The organism is Pseudomonas sp. NFPP07, from assembly GCF_900115645.1.
Taxonomy (GTDB): domain Bacteria; phylum Pseudomonadota; class Gammaproteobacteria; order Pseudomonadales; family Pseudomonadaceae; genus Aquipseudomonas; species Aquipseudomonas chlororaphis.
This window is the reverse complement of record NZ_FOXG01000003.1, coordinates 180,680-196,360: the sequence shown is the minus strand read 5'-3', so window position 1 is coordinate 196,360 and position 15,681 is coordinate 180,680. Positions and strand designations below refer to the sequence as shown.

Sequence of the window (15,681 nt, the reverse complement as noted above, 5' to 3'; positions counted from 1 at the left end):
CGACGAGTCCGGCTTCTTCTTTTTCTTCTTGCCGAACAGGCGTTGGAACAAGCTCTTGATGTAACTCATGGCAGACTCCTTTAAAGAACATCGAGGATGATTTTCGAGACGAAATCATTCCCCTGGTCGGTGAAGTGAATACGGTCGACGAACAACCACTGTTCAGGCCGCAGGGCCTCGGACAGCAGCGGTGTAATGTTCACGAAGCGCACGCCCATCTTCTGGGCGCCCTCGCGCAGGCGGGCGGCATAGGCCTCGCAGACGCTGGGCTGCAGGATGTCGCCATAGACCTCGCTGAAACTGCCGGCGCGATCCAGCTCGGCGAACAGCTGTTCTTCCTCGTCGCAGCCCTTTTCCCGGACCCAGCCGGCCAGCGGCTGCAGAATGAAGGTCAGCTTGGCGCCCATGTCGGCCGCCAGTGCGCGCCAGGTATCCAGGTGACGCAGGGTCAGGTCGGCGGCGTAGTCGATCTGCTCTTCCATGGTCGGTGGCGGCTCGGGCGTCGGCTCTTCCTGTTCCTTGCCGAGCAAGGCGCGGAACATGCCGCGCTTGGGGGCCTGAGTCTCCGGACGCATGGCGTCGAAGAACTGATTGCAGTTGAAGAAAGCACCGTGTTCGCCACGGCTGCTGTGTGGCTGGCGGGCCAGCCCCAGGTTGTTGAACCCGGAAAACAGCACGATCTCGTCGACCTTGGGCAGCAAATGACGATAAAGGGTGAAAAGCGTCAGTTCCTGGGTCGAGTTGAAGCTGCGTCCGCCGAAGTTGATCCAGGGTTTGCTGTCCGGATCGTTCTCGGCCAGGCGCGAAGGCAGTGTCCAGGCATCCGAGCTGGCACCGATGCCAAACACGGTCGAGCTGCCGGCCAGCACCCGCACGCTCTTGGCGTGACGGCTGTTGGCCACCGAATACTGTATGCCCAGCAACTCCGAATAGCGGAAGCCCGAGGCATCTGTATTGACCACCTCCGAACGGTGGTCGGTAGGATGGAAGTACATCAAATAAGGCAGCCAGCGAACCTCACCACCGTCGGTGAATTTCTGCTCGTACTCAGCCATCTGCGGAGTCAGTTTGATCCTTGCCGTCATTACCCTGCTCTTCCTTGAGAAGTCATCGTCTAAAGTAGCCTGAGGGGGAAGCCCGTTACACGTTGCCCGGGGGGACTCTGAATTGCGCCGCAACTGTATTTAAGAACAACCAGTACAGTGCGATGCGGGCCATCTTCCCAAAGGCAACCACTGTCTTATAGGTACACGACGGATGATTTTTCTCAGTACAGATTGCCTTTTCGCCCTGAAAAATTTTCAAAAAAAGTGAAATCTGTAACTTTTTATACGACAGATGAGTCGCTACAGTCCCCCGCATGACTCGATACCTGAATCTCGCCGAATACATCAGCAGCCGCATTGAGCAGGGGTTATACGGGCCGGGGGAGCGTCTGCCTTCGGTGCGGGCCCTGAGCCTCGAGCACGGCGTCAGCCTCACCACCGTGCAACAGGCCTATCGGGTTCTGGAAAGCTCGGGACTGGCTATCCCCAAGCCCAAGTCGGGCTATTTCGTCCCGGCCGGTCGGCGCTTGCCGGAGCTGCCGAAGATGGGACGGCCGTCGTTGCGGCCTGTGGATATTTCCCAGTGGGACCTGGTGCAGGAGCTGATGCGCCAGGAGCAGAACGCCAATGCCATTCAACTGGGTTGCGGCATGCCCGATACCACGGCGCCGACCCTCAAGCCGCTGCTGACCGCCCTGGCGCGGATCAGTCGGCGCAGCGATAGCCCTAGCCTGCAATACAACCACCTGCAAGGTGTGCTGAGCCTGCGCGAGCAGATTGCCCGCCTCGGCGTCGACTCCGGTTGCCGCCTGACGCCCGCGGAAATCGTTGTCACCAGTGGCTGCCAGGAAGCCCTGTCCATCGCCATCCGCGCCCTGTGCGAACCCGGCGACATCGTGGCCATCGCCTCCCCCTGCTTCCACGGCATCATCCAGCTGCTCAAGGCCGCCGGCCTCAAGGCCCTGGAGATTCCTACCGACCCGGTCACCGGCATCAGCCTGGAGGCCATGGAAATGGCCCTGGAACAATGGCCGATCAAGGCCATCCAGCTCACGCCCAATTGCAACAACCCGCTGGGCTACATCATGCCGGACGACCGCAAGCGCGCGATGATCCGCCTGGCCCAGCGCTATGACGTGCCGATCATCGAAGACGATATCTATGGCGACCTGGCGTTCCGCTACCCGCGGCCGCGCACCCTGAAGTCATTCGACGACGACGGGCGCGTGCTGCTGTGCAGTTCGTTCTCGAAAACTCTGGCGCCAGGACTGAGGATCGGCTGGATCGCCCCGGGGCGTTACCTGCCGCAAGTGTTGCACATGAAATACGTCGGCTCCGGCACCACCGCGACCCAGCCGCAGCTGGCGGTGGCCGAATTCATTGCCAAGGGTCACTACCTGCCGCACCTGCGGCGGATGCGCAAACAGTACCAGCGCCATCGCGACCTGATGACCGAGTGGGTCAGCCGCTATCTGCCGGAAGGCACCCGGGTCAGCAAACCCCAGGGCGGGTTCACCTTGTGGGTGGAGCTGCCGGACGAGTTCGACACCTACACCCTGAACCGGCTGCTGGAAGCCGAGGACATCCAGATCGCCAACGGCAATATCTTTTCCGCGGCCGGCAAGTACCGCAATTGCCTCAGGCTGAACTTTGCCGGCGTGCCCAACCGCAAGATCGAACAGGCGATCATCAAGATCGGCCTGGCGGTCGCGCAACTGCTCCCCGCCTGACACCCCTCGCGCCTGCCCCTCGCCGCCGTGGCGAGGGGCATCAGCGAATCAGGCCCTGGCCGCGCGCCACAGCTTGCCGCCCAGCGACACCACGACCAGTACCGCGGCGCCAGCGATGATGCCGGCCACGGCATTGAGCAGCGTCGGCATGATCAGCGAAAACCCGCCAACCGCCTCGGCCGTGTGTGCGGTGACAGTCTCGATCCAGTGATGCGCCGCCGGCACGCCATGGGTCAGGATGCCGCCGCCTACCATGAACATGGCCGCGGTGCCGATCACCGAAAGGCTTTTCATCATGTAGGGCGCCGCGCGCAGGATCGCGCCACCGATGCTTTTCGCCACCTGACCCGGCTTCTGCGTGAGCCACAGGCCAAGGTCGTCGAGCTTGACGATGCCGCCCACCAGGCCATACACGCCGACGGTCATGACGATGGCGATGCCCGAAAGCACCACCACCTGCTGCATCAACGGCGCGTCAGCGACGGTGCCCAGGGTAATGGCGATGATCTCGGCCGAGAGAATGAAGTCGGTGCGGATCGCGCCCTTGATCTTGGTCTTCTCGAAGGCCACCAGATCGGTGGCCGGGTCCGCCACGGCTTCGATCAATTGCTGGTGCTCGGCCTGATCCTCGGCCTTGCTGTGGAGAAACTTGTGGGCGAGCTTTTCAAAGCCCTCGAAGCACAGGTAGGCGCCGCCGAGCATCAGCAACGGCGTCACCAGCCAGGGGGCGAAGGCACTGATGGCCAGCGCCGCGGGCACCAGGATCAGTTTGTTCAGAAACGAGCCCTTGGCCACCGCCCAGACCACCGGCAATTCGCGCTCGGCGCGCACCCCGGAGACCTGCTGGGCATTGAGCGCGAGGTCGTCCCCCAGCACCCCGGCGGTCTTCTTCGCCGCCATCTTGGTCATCAGCGCCACGTCGTCGAGTACCGCGGCAATATCGTCGATCAGCACCAGCAAACTGCTTCCGGCCATGGATCAGGGTTCCTTGAGGTCATAAATGTTGCGAAGCATAGCGCGCAACGAGGGCCCGCGGGGCATTCTTGAGCCTCGCGCAAGGCCGGTGCTACCATGCGCAACCGCCCGAACAGGCAAGGAATCACCTGGTTTATGAGCACCATCCGCGAGCGCAACAAAGAACTGATCCTGCGTGCCGCCAGTGAAGAGTTTGCCGACAAAGGCTTCGCTGCGACCAAAACCAGCGACATCGCGGCCAAGGCAGGATTGCCCAAACCCAACGTCTACTACTACTTCAAATCCAAGGAAAACCTCTACCGCGAGGTCCTGGAAAGCATCATCGAGCCGATCCTCCAGGCTTCGACTCCGTTCAACGCCGACGGTGTGCCCAGTGAAGTGCTGAGCGGCTACATCCGCTCGAAGATCCGCATCTCCCGCGACCTGCCCTTCGCCTCCAAGGTGTTCGCCAGCGAGATCATGCACGGCGCTCCGCACCTGAGCCCGGATCAGGTCGAACAGCTCAACGCCCAGGCCAAGCACAATATCGATTGCATCCAGACCTGGATCGATCGTGGCCAGATCGCCCCCATCGACCCGCACCACCTGATGTTCAGCATCTGGGCCGCGACCCAGACCTATGCCGATTTCGACTGGCAGATTTCGGTGGTGACCGGCAAGGCCAAGCTGGACGAGTCCGATTACGAAGCCGCCGCCCAGACCATCATCCGCCTGGTGCTCAAGGGCTGCGAAGCAGACAAGTAAGCCAGCTCCTGTAGCCGCTGCCGCAGGCTGCGATCGCACACAACGTGTGCGCAAGATCTGAAGATCGCTGAAGGCCTTCGGCCTTATCGCAGCCTGCGGCAGCGGCTACACGGCTACACGGCTACACGGCTACAGATCAGGCGCTCACGCCCGCATCCGCCTGCAAGCCTTGCGCCTCAATGGCGCTGATCGCGCATTGCTCGTCAATATCCGAGGTGTCGCCGCTGATGCCGATCGCCCCCACCACCGCCCCCTGCTGATCACGAATCAACACCCCACCCGGTGCCGGTACCACGCTGCCCTGCCCCAGGCTGTTGAGCGCGGCAATGAACGCCGGCCGCTGCTGCGCATCCAGCGCCAGCAGGCGCGAGCCCTTGCCCAGGGCGATCGCGCCCCAGGCCTTGCCGATGGCGATCTGTGGCCGCAGCAGGCTGGCCCCGTCTTCGCGCTGCAAGGTCACCAGATGCCCGCCGGCGTCGAGTACCGCAATGGTCAAGGGTGCCGCGCTGATCTCGCGGCCGAAGGCCAGGGCCTTGCCGGCCAGGCTGACTGCAACGTTCAAGGTTAAAGCGCTCATGGGTGCCGTCCTTATTTTGTTATTGGGAAAAATCTGGGTGTTCCGATAAGAAGACCGATACAACAAATAGAACACAACAAATTTTGTTTTTGTATACAATAATCTTCGCAAATCTCTGCTTCCGACGAAAAGCTGCCTGTTTACCGGCACCGGACGAACGCACCCCAGCGCTAGAAAAAATGGATTGACCTGCGACGCTCGCCGTGAATACACTCTGCGCAAAGCCACTTGTATACAATTACAAAACGTAAGAGGCACAAAACCATGAGCAAAATGAGAGCAATCGAAGCCGCCGTTCTGGTGATGCGCCGTGAAGGGGTCGATACCGCCTTTGGCATCCCGGGTGCAGCCATCAACCCGCTGTACTCCGCCCTGCAAAAGGTCGGCGGCATCGATCACGTCCTCGCTCGCCACGTCGAAGGCGCCTCGCACATGGCCGAGGGTTACACCCGCACCAAGGCCGGCAATATCGGCGTGTGCATCGGTACTTCCGGCCCTGCCGGCACCGACATGGTCACCGGCCTGTACAGCGCCTCGGCCGACTCGATCCCGATTCTCTGCATCACCGGCCAGGCCCCGCGTGCCCGCCTGCACAAGGAAGACTTCCAGGCCGTCGACATCACCAGCATCGTCAAGCCGGTGACCAAGTGGGCGACCACCGTCCTGGAACCGGGCCAGGTGCCCTACGCCTTCCAGAAAGCCTTTTATGAAATGCGCTCCGGCCGCCCCGGCCCGGTGCTGATCGACCTGCCGTTCGATGTGCAGATGGCCGAGATCGAATTCGACATCGACGCCTACCAGCCGCTGCCACTGGCCTTGCCGTCGGCGACCCGGGTCCAGGTCGAAAAGGCCCTGGCCCTGCTGGATCAGGCCGAGCGTCCGTTGCTGGTCGCCGGCGGCGGCATCATCAATGCCGATGCCAGCGAGCTGCTGGTGGAGTTCGCCGAACTGACCGGCATCCCGGTCATCCCGACCCTGATGGGCTGGGGCAGCATTCCCGACGATCACCCGCAGATGGTCGGCATGGTCGGCCTGCAGACCTCCCACCGCTACGGCAACGCCACCCTGCTCAAGTCTGATGTGGTCCTGGGCATCGGCAACCGCTGGGCCAACCGCCACACCGGTTCGGTGGACGTCTACACCGAGGGTCGCAAGTTCATCCACGTGGACATCGAGCCGACCCAGATCGGCCGGGTGTTCACCCCGGACCTGGGCATCGTCTCCGACGCCAGCTCGGCGCTGACCGTGTTCATCGAAGTCGCTCGCGAATGGCAGGCCGCCGGCAAGCTGAAGAACCGCAATGCCTGGCTGCAGGATTGCCAGCAACGCAAATCGAGCCTGCAACGCAAGACCCACTTCGACAACGTGCCGGTCAAGCCGCAGCGCGTGTATGAAGAGATGAACCAGGTGTTCGGCAAGGACACCTGCTACGTCAGCACCATCGGCCTGTCGCAGATTGCCGGCGCGCAGTTCCTGCACGTGTACAAGCCACGCCACTGGATCAACTGCGGCCAGGCCGGCCCGCTGGGCTGGACCATTCCGGCGGCGCTGGGGGTGGTCAAGGCCGACCCGAGCCGCAAGGTGGTGGCGCTGTCCGGCGACTACGACTTCCAGTTCATGATCGAAGAGCTGGCCGTGGGCGCGCAGTTCAAGCTGCCGTACATCCACGTGGTGGTGAACAACTCCTACCTGGGCCTGATCCGCCAGGCACAGCGCGGTTTCGACATGGACTACTGCGTGCAGCTGTCCTTCGACAACCTCAACGCCCCGGAACTCAACGGCTACGGTGTGGACCACGTCGCGGTCGCCGAAGGCCTGGGCTGCAAGGCGCTGCGGGTATTCGAACCTGCCGGCATCCAGCCGGCCCTGCGCCAGGCCCAGGAAATGCTCCAGCAGTTCAAGGTGCCGGTGATCGTCGAGATCATCCTGGAGCGTGTCACCAACATCTCCATGGGCACCGAGATCAACGCGGTCAACGAATTCGAAGACCTGGCGCTGGTCGGCAACGACGCCCCGACCGCGATTTCCCTGCTCGACTGACCCCTATGTAGCCGCTGCCGAAGGCTGCGATCGCATCCGCAAGATGCGCAAGATCTCAGGATCGTCGAAGGCCTTCGGCCTTGTCGCAGCCTGCGGCAGCGGCTACAGAGCCCCCTTTTCACAGGAGACCACCATGCCGCGTTTTGCCGCCAACCTGTCCATGCTGTTCACCGAACAGGACTTCCTCGCCCGCTTCAAGGCCGCCGCCGAGGCTGGCTTCAGTGGTGTCGAATACCTGTTCCCCTACGAATTCAGCTCCGCCCAGATCAAGGCGCAACTCGACGCCCACGGCCTGACCCAAGTGCTGTTCAACCTGCCTGCGGGCGATTGGGTGAAAGGCGAGCGCGGTATCGCCTGCCTGCCGGACCGGGTCGAAGAGTTCCGCTCCGGGGTCGACCTGGCCATCGCCTACGCCCAGGTGCTGGGCAACACCCAGATCAACTGCCTGGCCGGCATTCGCCCGCAAGGTTTCGACGATGCCACGGTAGAAAAGACCTTCGTCGCCAACCTCAAGTACGCCGCCGAGAAACTCCAGGCCGCGGGCATCAAGCTGGTGATGGAAGCGATCAACACCCGCGACATCCCGGGCTTCTACCTGAACAACACGGCCCAGGCCCTGTCGATTCGCGAGCAGGTCGGCAGCAGCAACCTGTACCTGCAATACGACATCTATCACATGCAAATCATGGAGGGCGATCTGGCCCGGACCCTGTCCGGGCACCTGGACGCGATCAACCATGTCCAGCTGGCGGACAACCCGGGGCGTCACGAACCGGGGACCGGCGAGATCAACTACCGCTTCCTGTTCGGGCACCTGGACAAGATCGGCTACCAGGGCTGGGTCGGCTGCGAATACAAGCCGCTGACCACCACCGAGGCCGGCCTGGGCTGGCTCAAGAGCCACAACGCAATCTGATCGGGCAACGCGTCATCGTTTATCGCTGTAGGAGCGAGCTTGCTCGCGAAGATCGTCAACGATGACGCAGGCATCCTGAATGAACACGGCGCCCTTGCCGTTTTTCGCGAGCAAGCTCGCTCCTACAGAGGGCGTGCTACCTAACAAAAAGAGGATTTTCTCATGGCTAAAATCGGATTCATCGGCACCGGCATCATGGGCCACCCAATGGCCTCCAACCTGCAGAAAGCCGGTCACAGTCTGTTCCTGTCCCAACACCACGACGCGGCCCCGGCCGACCTGGTCGCCGCCGGCGCGGTCGCCCTGGCCAGCCCCAGGGAAGTGGCCCAGGAAGCCGAATTCATCATCGTCATGGTCCCGGATACCCCGCAGGTCGACGACGTGCTGTTCCGCGCCGACGGTGTGGCGGCGGGCGTCGGCCCGGGCAAGGTGGTGATCGACATGAGCTCGATCTCGCCGACCGCGACCAAGGCCTTCGCCGCCAGGATCAACGAGAAAGGCGCGCAGTACCTGGACGCCCCGGTGTCCGGCGGTGAAGTCGGCGCCAAGGCGGCGACCCTGAGCATCATGGTCGGCGGCGACAGCCAGGCCTTCGAGCGCGCCTTGCCGCTGTTCCAGGCCATGGGCAAGAACATCACCCTGGTCGGCGGCAACGGCGACGGCCAGACCGCCAAGGTGGCGAACCAGATCATCGTCGCCCTGAACATCCAGGCGGTGGCCGAGGCCCTGCTGTTCGCCGCGAAAAACGGCGCCGATCCGGCCAAGGTGCGCGAGGCGCTGATGGGCGGCTTCGCTTCCTCGAAGATCCTCGAGGTGCATGGCGAGCGCATGATCAAGGGCACCTTCGACCCGGGCTTCCGTATCAGCCTGCACCAGAAGGACCTGAACCTGGCCCTGCAAGGCGCCAAGGAGCTGAACATCAACCTGCCGAACACCGCCAACGCCCAGCAAGTGTTCAGTACCTGCGCGGCCATCGGCGGCAGCAACTGGGACCACTCGGCGCTGATCAAGGGCCTGGAACACATGGCCAACTTCTCGATCCGCGACCAGTAAGAGAACGCCAGGAAATCCCCTGTAGCCGCTGCCGAAGGCTGCGATCGCCTGCGCAGCAGGCGTGCACTTGCACATCGCAGGAAGGTTCTTCGAACCTTATTGCAGCCTGCGGCAGCGGCTACAGGTTGCGTTACAGCCACACCTCGAATAACAAGAAATCCGGGAGCCCGCCATGTCGGTCGATCCGCAACAATTTCTCCGTGAGCTGTTCGCCACAGCCATCGACGCCGCCCACCCGCAGCACGTCCTCGAAGCCCATTTGCCCAGCGACCGCAGCGGCCGGGTGATCGTCATCGGTGCCGGCAAGGCCGCCGCAGCGATGGCCCAGGTGGTCGAACGCTGCTGGTTGGGTGAAGTCAGCGGGCTGGTCGTCACCCGCTACGGCCACGGCGCCCCCTGCGAAAAAATCGAAGTGGTCGAAGCCGCCCATCCGGTGCCCGATGCCGCCGGCCTGGCCGTGGCCAAGCGCGTGCTGGAGCTGGTCAGCGACCTGTCGGAACAGGACCGGGTGATCTTCCTCCTGTCCGGCGGCGGTTCCGCGCTGCTGGCCCTGCCCGCCGCGGGCATCAGCCTGGCGGACAAGCAGTCGATCAACAAGGCCCTGCTCAAGTCCGGCGCCACCATCGGCGAGATGAACTGCGTGCGCAAACACCTCTCGGCGATCAAGGGCGGCCGCCTGGCCAAGGCCTGCTGGCCGGCCACCGTCTACACCTACGCGATCTCCGATGTACCGGGCGACCTGGCCACGGTCATCGCTTCCGGCCCCACCGTGGCCGACCCCAGCACCTCGGCCGAGGCCCTGGCGATCCTCAAGCGCTATGCCATCGAAGTACCGGCGGCGGTGCGCACCTGGCTGCAAAGCCCAGAGTCGGAAACCGTCAAGCCCGGCGACCCGAGCCTGGCCCGCAGTCACTTCCAGCTGATCGCCCGGCCGCAGCAGTCGCTGGAGGCCGCCGCGGTGAAAGCCCGCCAGGCCGGTTTCAGCCCGCTGATTCTCGGCGACCTGGAAGGCGAGGCCCGCGAGGTGGCCAAGGTCCACGCCGGCATCGCCCGCCAGGTGGTGCTGCATGGCCAGCCGCTGGCGGCGCCTTGCGTGATCCTCTCCGGCGGTGAAACCACGGTCACCGTGCGCGGCAATGGCCGCGGCGGACGCAATGCCGAGTTCCTCCTGAGCCTCACCGACAGCCTCAAGGGCCTGCCCGGCGTCTACGCCCTGGCCGGCGACACCGACGGCATCGACGGTTCCGAAGACAACGCCGGCGCCATCATGGCCCCAGACAGCCATGCCCGCGCCGCCGCCCTGGGCCTGAATGCCAGCGACGAGCTGGACAACAACAACGGCTATGGCTACTTCGCGGCCCTGGATGGGTTGATCGTCACCGAACCGACCCGCACCAACGTCAACGACTTCCGCGCCATCCTGATCCTCGAGAGCCCCCAACATGACGCCTGACAAAAAGGTCAAAATCCTCGCCACCCTCGGCCCGGCCATCGACGGCATCGACGACATCCGCGAGCTGGTGCAGGCCGGGGTGAATATCTTTCGCCTCAATTTCAGCCACGGCGACCACGCCGATCACGCCCAGCGTTACCAGTGGATCCGCGAAGTCGAAAAGCAGCTGAACTACCCGCTGGGCATCCTCATGGACCTGCAAGGCCCGAAACTGCGGGTCGGCAAATTCGCCGAAAGCAAGGTCCAGCTGCACCGCGGCCAGGCCCTGCGCCTGGACCTGGATAGCACCCCGGGCGACCAGCGCCGGGTCAACCTGCCCCACCCGGAAATCCTCAAAGCCCTGGAGCCGGGCATGGACCTGCTGCTGGACGATGGCAAGCTGCGCCTGCGGGTCACCGCCAAGCACGCCGACGCCATCGACACCACGGTACTCAACGGCGGCGAACTGTCGGACCGCAAGGGCGTCAACGTCCCGCAGGCGCTGCTCGACCTCAGCCCGCTGACCGCCAAGGATCGCCGCGACCTGGAATTCGGCCTGGAACTGGGGGTGGACTGGGTCGCCCTGTCGTTCGTGCAGCGCCCCGAGGACATCCGCGAAGCCCGCGCATTGATCGGCGACAAGGCGTTCCTGATGGCCAAGATCGAGAAACCCTCGGCGGTCACCCAACTGCGCGAGATCGCCGAACTGAGCGACGCGATCATGGTGGCCCGTGGCGACCTGGGCGTCGAAGTGCCGGCCGAAAGCGTGCCGCAGATCCAGAAAAACATCATCGGCACCTGCCGCCAGCTGGGTAAACCGGTGGTGGTGGCCACGCAGATGCTTGAATCCATGCGCTTCTCCCCCGCCCCGACCCGGGCCGAGGTCACGGACGTGGCCAACGCGGTGGCCGAAGGCGCCGACGCGGTGATGCTCTCGGCGGAAACCGCCTCCGGCGAATACCCGCTGGAAGCGGTGCAGATGATGAGCAAGATCATCCGCCAGGTGGAAAGCGGCCCGGACTACCAGGCCCAGCTCGACGTCAGCCGGCCCCAGGCCGAAGCCACGGTGTCCGATGCCATCAGCTGCGCGATCCGCCGTATCAGCAGCATCCTGCCGGTGGCGGTGCTGGTGAACTACAGCGAGTCCGGCAGCTCCAGCCTGCGTGCGGCCCGAGAACGGCCGACAGTGCCGATCCTCAACCTGACGCCGAACCTGTCCACCGCGCGGCGCCTGACGGTGGCCTGGGGCGTGCACTCGGTGGTCAACGACCGCCTGCGCCAGGTCGACGAGGTCTGCTCCACCGCCCTGGAGATCGCCCAGGCACAAGGCATGGCCAAACGCGGCGACACCCTGTTGATCACCGCCGGCGTGCCGTTCGGCCAGCCGGGCTCGACCAACTCGCTGCGCATCGAAACCCTGATCTGAGCATGTAGCCGCTGCCGAGCCTGCGAGGCTGCGCTCGAAAACGCAGTCGTCGCCAGGCCCGAGCACTGGACTTGCCTGTGGAACACGGCATTGCCTGATTGACGGCCGCTACGCACCCGATCGCAGCCTCGCAGGCTCGGCAGCGGCTACAAGAGCCCACCTTCATGCCTTCAGAACACTTCAACGCGCACGGCCCCGACTGGGCCACCGCCCTGCTCAACGGCTTCAGCCAGATCTTCCTCCAGCGCCATCCGCTGTGCGGCCTGCTGTGCATGCTGGCCATCCTCCTGAGCGCTCCGGCGTTGCTCGGTGGCGCGCTGCTGGGCGGCGTGGCCGGGCTGCTCACCGCGCAGCGCCGGGGCTATGCCAAGGCCGACCGGCAAGCCGGGCTGTTCAGCTACAACGGGGTCCTGCTCGGCCTGCTCCTGAGCCTGCGCTTCGACTGGTCGGTGCTGCTGCCACCGCTGATCATCGCCTGCGGCGGCCTCAGTGCGATCCTCACCCGGCAATGGCTCAAGCGCGCCCGCGATCAATATTGCCTACCGGCCTACACCGCGCCCTTCGTCGGCCTCGGCTGGTTGCTGCTGGGCCTGGCCGCGCCGCTGCCTGCGGGTGCCGCCGCGCCCTGGGTCGAGCCCGATGCGCTGGCGCTGCTGCAGGCACTGATCCAGGGGCTCGGCCAGGTAATGTTCCTCGAGCATCCGCTGGCCGGGGTGTTGATCGCTCTGGGGTTGCTGCTGGCTGATCGCTGGACGGCCGCCTGGGCGCTGTTCGGTTCGGCGGCGGGCCTGGGCTTCACCCTGCTGCAACAGGACCATGCCGATGCCCTGTCGGGCCTTGGCGGCTACAACTGTGCCCTGGTCGCCCTGGCCCTGAGCCAGGACCGCCGCCGATCCTGGTTGGCCCTGCCGGGCATGCTCCTGGCGCTGCTGCTCGCCCCGGGCTTCGCCGCGCTGGGCCTGCCCGTTCTCACCGCGCCCTTTATCCTCGCCTGCTGGCTGGTCCGCGCCGCGCTGCGGGTGCTGCGCCAGGCCGCCGTGGACAGCACGCCTTGCGCTACCGGGGCCAATCCCCCTAGGCTTCGCTGACCTTCGATTCAGGCGAACAACATGGACAGCAACACGGACAACAACCGGCATTGGCGCGAGCGTCTCTACGTCATGATTTTCCAGACCGACACCGTGGCCGGTCGACGCTTCGACAGCACCCTGTTGCTGATCATCCTCGCCAGCCTGGTGATCGTGATCCTCGACAGCATCGACGAGGTGCATCAGAACTACGCCAATGTGCTGGCCTATATCGAATGGGGTTTTACCCTGATCTTCGCCATCGAATACGGCCTGCGCCTGTATTGCTCGCCCAAGCCGTTGCGCTACGCCTTCAGTTTCTACGGGCTGGTGGACCTGCTGGCCATCGTGCCGGGGATCCTCGCCCTGTATTACAGCGACGCCCAGTACCTGCTGATCATCCGGGTGATCCGCATGCTGCGCATCTTCCGCGTGCTCAAGCTCAGCCCGTATCTCAAGCAGGCCAACTACCTGATGTCGGCGCTGCGCGGCAGCAAGCAGAAAATCATCGTGTTCCTGCTCAGCGTGTCGACCCTGGTCACGGTGTTCGGCACCCTGATGTATGTGGTCGAGGGGCCCGAGCACGGGTTCACCAGCATCCCCAAGGGCATCTACTGGGCCATCGTCACCCTGACCACCGTGGGTTTTGGCGACATCGTGCCGAAGACGCCGCTGGGCCAGGTAATTTCATCGATGGTAATGATCACCGGTTACTCGATCATCGCCGTGCCCACCGGGATCTTCACCGCGGAACTGGCCAATGCCATGCGCGGCGAACAGCTCAAGCACGACTGCCCGGTGTGCAGTAAAAACAACCATGAACACGGCGCCGCTTTCTGCTCGCGGTGCGGCAATGCGCTGTTCCCGAAAGTGGTTCAGGAAAACTGAATAAGCAAAGCACTTTTTAATCTTTAAAGAGATATACCGCCCCGGCTATAGTCGGCGGCAAATTGCCTTCACTCTCGAATTCACTCTCAACAAAAAGGAATGTGCAGTGAAAAAACTCGTTAGCGCCTCTCTCCTGGCCGCCGGCCTGGCACTGGGCAGCGTCGCCCAGGCCGCCCCGACCCTGCTCAACGTTTCCTACGACGTGATGCGAGACTTCTACAAGGACTACAACACCGCCTTCCAGAAGCACTGGCAAGCCGAGCACAACGAGAACATCACCCTGCAGATGTCCTTCGGCGGTTCCAGCAAACAGGCGCGCTCGGTGATCGACGGCCTGCCGGCCGACGTCATCACCATGAACATGGCCACCGACATCAACGCCCTGGCGGACAACGGCAAGCTGGTGCCGGACAACTGGGTGACCCGCCTGCCGAACAACAGCGCGCCTTTCACCTCGGCTACTGTGTTCATCGTGCGCAAGGGCAACCCCAAGGCCCTGAAAGACTGGCCGGACCTGCTCAAGGATGGCGTACAGGTGATAGTGCCGAACCCGAAGACCTCGGGTAACGGCCGCTACACCTACCTGTCGGCCTGGGGTTATGTGCTGAAGAACGGCGGCGACGAGAACAAGGCCAAGGACTTCGTCGGCAAGCTGTTCAAGCAGGCACCGGTGCTCGACACCGGCGGTCGCGCCGCCACCACCACCTTCATGACCAACCAGATCGGCGACGTGCTGGTGACCTTCGAGAACGAAGCGGAAATGATCGCCCGCGAATTCGGCCGCGATCAGTTCGAAGTCATCTACCCGAGCGTCTCCGCCGAAGCCGAGCCGCCGGTGTCGGTGGTGGACAAGGTGGTCGACAAGAAAGGCTCGCGCGCCGCGGCCGAGGAATACCTGAAGTACCTGTGGTCGCCGGAAGGCCAGGAAATCGCCGCCAACAACTACCTGCGCCCACGGGACCCGAAAGTCCTGGCCAAGTACACCGACCGTTTCCCGAAAGTCGACTTCCTGTCGGTGGAAAAAACCTTCGGCGACTGGCGTACCGTGCAGAAGACCCACTTCAACGATGGCGGGGTCTTCGACCAAATCTACGGCGGTAAGTAACAACACCTGTAGCCGCTGCCGCAGGCTGCGATAAGGCCGAAGGCCTTCAGCGATCGTCAGATCTTGCGCACACGCTGTGTGCGATCGCAGCCTTCGGCAGCGGCTACAGTATTTTGCGGGTCAGGAATCTAAAGCCCGGCGGCAGCTTCGAACAGCACCGCCTTCCCCGCCTGATGCAGCTCAGGCAACATCGCCTCGGCCTCGATCTCGATCAGCCACTCGGGCAAGGACAGGCCACTGACGATGATCCACGAGGACGCCGGCGGCTGCTGGGGGAAACGCTGCAACAGGACCTGGCTGATCTGTTCCTGCTGGTCGCGAGCTGCTTCGGCGATGTAGATCCGCAGCATGACCACGTGGCTCAGGTCGCCGCCCGCCGCCGCCAGGACCCGGGCGATATTGTCGAAGCTCTGCTCGGTCTGCTCGCGCAGCCCCGGGCCGACGCAGACCTCGCGCTCATCGACACCCACCTGGCCGGACAGCAGCAGGCGCCGCCCACCGCGCACCTCCACGGCCTGGCTGAAACCGTACTGCAGGGAATTGAAGACACTGGGCGGATTGAAGACTGATGCGCGCATGGGACCTCCGCTGCGATAGACGACCGCAAACCCTAAACCAAGCCCCTGCACAAGGCCATCCGAAACCAGGTCGTTGAAACACCTGGCAACGTAACCGCCAGCCA

The 15,681-nt window shown here is 63.8% G+C and carries 14 protein-coding genes; 10 read left to right on the top strand and 4 right to left on the bottom strand.

Features of this window, described 5'->3' with window-relative positions; genetic code table 11:
* Positions 1-80: 80 nt before the first annotated feature.
* The gene (locus tag BM019_RS09040) at positions 81-1,085 is read right to left on the bottom strand and encodes an SGNH/GDSL hydrolase family protein (RefSeq protein ID WP_085530185.1); all 1,005 of its coding nucleotides are present in this window, start codon (positions 1,083-1,085) and stop codon (positions 81-83) included.
* Between the two features lie 275 nt (positions 1,086-1,360).
* Between BM019_RS09040 and BM019_RS09035 the strand changes: the two genes are divergently transcribed.
* Positions 1,361-2,776, top strand: coding sequence for an aminotransferase-like domain-containing protein (locus tag BM019_RS09035; protein WP_009042778.1), 1,416 nt, complete (start codon positions 1,361-1,363; stop codon positions 2,774-2,776).
* 48 nt (positions 2,777-2,824) lie between these two features.
* On the opposite strand, the gene BM019_RS09030 is transcribed toward BM019_RS09035, so the two are convergent.
* Positions 2,825-3,751 carry a DUF808 domain-containing protein gene (locus BM019_RS09030; RefSeq protein ID WP_009042777.1) on the bottom strand — a complete coding sequence of 309 codons (927 nt, stop codon included), beginning with the start codon at positions 3,749-3,751 and terminating at the stop codon, positions 2,825-2,827.
* Between the two features lie 135 nt (positions 3,752-3,886).
* Here BM019_RS09030 and BM019_RS09025 point away from each other — a divergent pair, with 135 nt between their 5' ends.
* Entirely contained in the window at positions 3,887-4,495 is a 609-nt protein-coding gene (locus tag BM019_RS09025) for a TetR/AcrR family transcriptional regulator (protein WP_009042776.1), read from the top strand.
* 136 nt (positions 4,496-4,631) lie between these two features.
* Here BM019_RS09025 and BM019_RS09020 read toward each other — a convergent pair whose 3' ends face one another.
* Positions 4,632-5,072 (bottom strand): GlcG/HbpS family heme-binding protein, encoded by a 441-nt coding sequence (locus tag BM019_RS09020; protein WP_007922100.1) that lies wholly within the window; start codon positions 5,070-5,072, stop codon positions 4,632-4,634.
* Positions 5,073-5,336: 264 nt separating this feature from the next.
* Here BM019_RS09020 and gcl point away from each other — a divergent pair, with 264 nt between their 5' ends.
* From gcl to BM019_RS08980, 8 genes are all read left to right on the top strand, one after another.
* Positions 5,337-7,112, top strand: a complete 1,776-nt coding sequence (gcl, locus tag BM019_RS09015) for a glyoxylate carboligase (protein ID WP_092418086.1) — start codon at positions 5,337-5,339, stop codon at positions 7,110-7,112.
* A 133-nt stretch (positions 7,113-7,245) separates the two neighbouring features.
* Positions 7,246-8,028 (top strand): hydroxypyruvate isomerase, encoded by a 783-nt coding sequence (gene hyi, locus BM019_RS09010; RefSeq protein WP_092418085.1) that lies wholly within the window; start codon positions 7,246-7,248, stop codon positions 8,026-8,028.
* Positions 8,029-8,190: 162 nt separating this feature from the next.
* On the top strand, positions 8,191-9,081 hold the full coding sequence (locus BM019_RS09005) for a 2-hydroxy-3-oxopropionate reductase (RefSeq protein ID WP_007922096.1): 891 nt from the start codon (positions 8,191-8,193) through the stop codon (positions 9,079-9,081).
* A 172-nt stretch (positions 9,082-9,253) separates the two neighbouring features.
* Entirely contained in the window at positions 9,254-10,534 is a 1,281-nt protein-coding gene (locus tag BM019_RS09000) for a glycerate kinase type-2 family protein (RefSeq protein ID WP_092418084.1), read from the top strand.
* Positions 10,524-11,939, top strand: coding sequence for a pyruvate kinase (gene pyk / locus BM019_RS08995; protein ID WP_092418083.1), 1,416 nt, complete (start codon positions 10,524-10,526; stop codon positions 11,937-11,939). Before BM019_RS09000 ends, pyk begins: the two co-directional genes overlap by 11 nt.
* A 164-nt stretch (positions 11,940-12,103) precedes the next feature.
* The gene (locus BM019_RS08990; RefSeq protein ID WP_092418082.1) at positions 12,104-13,027 is read left to right on the top strand and encodes an urea transporter; all 924 of its coding nucleotides are present in this window, start codon (positions 12,104-12,106) and stop codon (positions 13,025-13,027) included.
* Positions 13,028-13,048: 21 nt separating this feature from the next.
* Positions 13,049-13,894, top strand: a complete 846-nt coding sequence (locus BM019_RS08985; RefSeq protein ID WP_062823229.1) for an ion transporter — start codon at positions 13,049-13,051, stop codon at positions 13,892-13,894.
* Positions 13,895-14,000: 106 nt separating this feature from the next.
* Entirely contained in the window at positions 14,001-14,999 is a 999-nt protein-coding gene (locus BM019_RS08980) for a sulfate ABC transporter substrate-binding protein (protein ID WP_085530177.1), read from the top strand.
* Between the two features lie 128 nt (positions 15,000-15,127).
* On the opposite strand, the gene BM019_RS08975 is transcribed toward BM019_RS08980, so the two are convergent.
* Positions 15,128-15,577 (bottom strand): RidA family protein, encoded by a 450-nt coding sequence (locus BM019_RS08975; protein WP_092418081.1) that lies wholly within the window; start codon positions 15,575-15,577, stop codon positions 15,128-15,130.
* Between the last annotated feature and the right edge of the window lie 104 nt (positions 15,578-15,681).

Bases quoted from the DNA above. Each gene is read 5' to 3' on its own strand.
- BM019_RS08990 (WP_092418082.1), top strand. From the start codon at position 12,104: ATGCCTTCAGAACACTTCAACGCGCACGGCCCCGACTGGGCCACCGCC.
- BM019_RS09000 (WP_092418084.1), top strand. From the start codon at position 9,254: ATGTCGGTCGATCCGCAACAATTTCTCCGTGAGCTGTTCGCCACAGCC.
- hyi (WP_092418085.1), top strand. From the start codon at position 7,246: ATGCCGCGTTTTGCCGCCAACCTGTCCATGCTGTTCACCGAACAGGAC.
- BM019_RS09030 (WP_009042777.1), bottom strand. From the start codon at position 3,751: ATGGCCGGAAGCAGTTTGCTGGTGCTGATCGACGATATTGCCGCGGTA.
- BM019_RS09025 (WP_009042776.1), top strand. From the start codon at position 3,887: ATGAGCACCATCCGCGAGCGCAACAAAGAACTGATCCTGCGTGCCGCC.
- BM019_RS09035 (WP_009042778.1), top strand. From the start codon at position 1,361: ATGACTCGATACCTGAATCTCGCCGAATACATCAGCAGCCGCATTGAG.
- pyk (WP_092418083.1), top strand. From the start codon at position 10,524: ATGACGCCTGACAAAAAGGTCAAAATCCTCGCCACCCTCGGCCCGGCC.
- gcl (WP_092418086.1), top strand. From the start codon at position 5,337: ATGAGCAAAATGAGAGCAATCGAAGCCGCCGTTCTGGTGATGCGCCGT.
- BM019_RS08975 (WP_092418081.1), bottom strand. From the start codon at position 15,577: ATGCGCGCATCAGTCTTCAATCCGCCCAGTGTCTTCAATTCCCTGCAG.
- BM019_RS08985 (WP_062823229.1), top strand. From the start codon at position 13,049: ATGGACAGCAACACGGACAACAACCGGCATTGGCGCGAGCGTCTCTAC.
- BM019_RS09005 (WP_007922096.1), top strand. From the start codon at position 8,191: ATGGCTAAAATCGGATTCATCGGCACCGGCATCATGGGCCACCCAATG.
- BM019_RS09020 (WP_007922100.1), bottom strand. From the start codon at position 5,072: ATGAGCGCTTTAACCTTGAACGTTGCAGTCAGCCTGGCCGGCAAGGCC.
- BM019_RS09040 (WP_085530185.1), bottom strand. From the start codon at position 1,085: ATGACGGCAAGGATCAAACTGACTCCGCAGATGGCTGAGTACGAGCAG.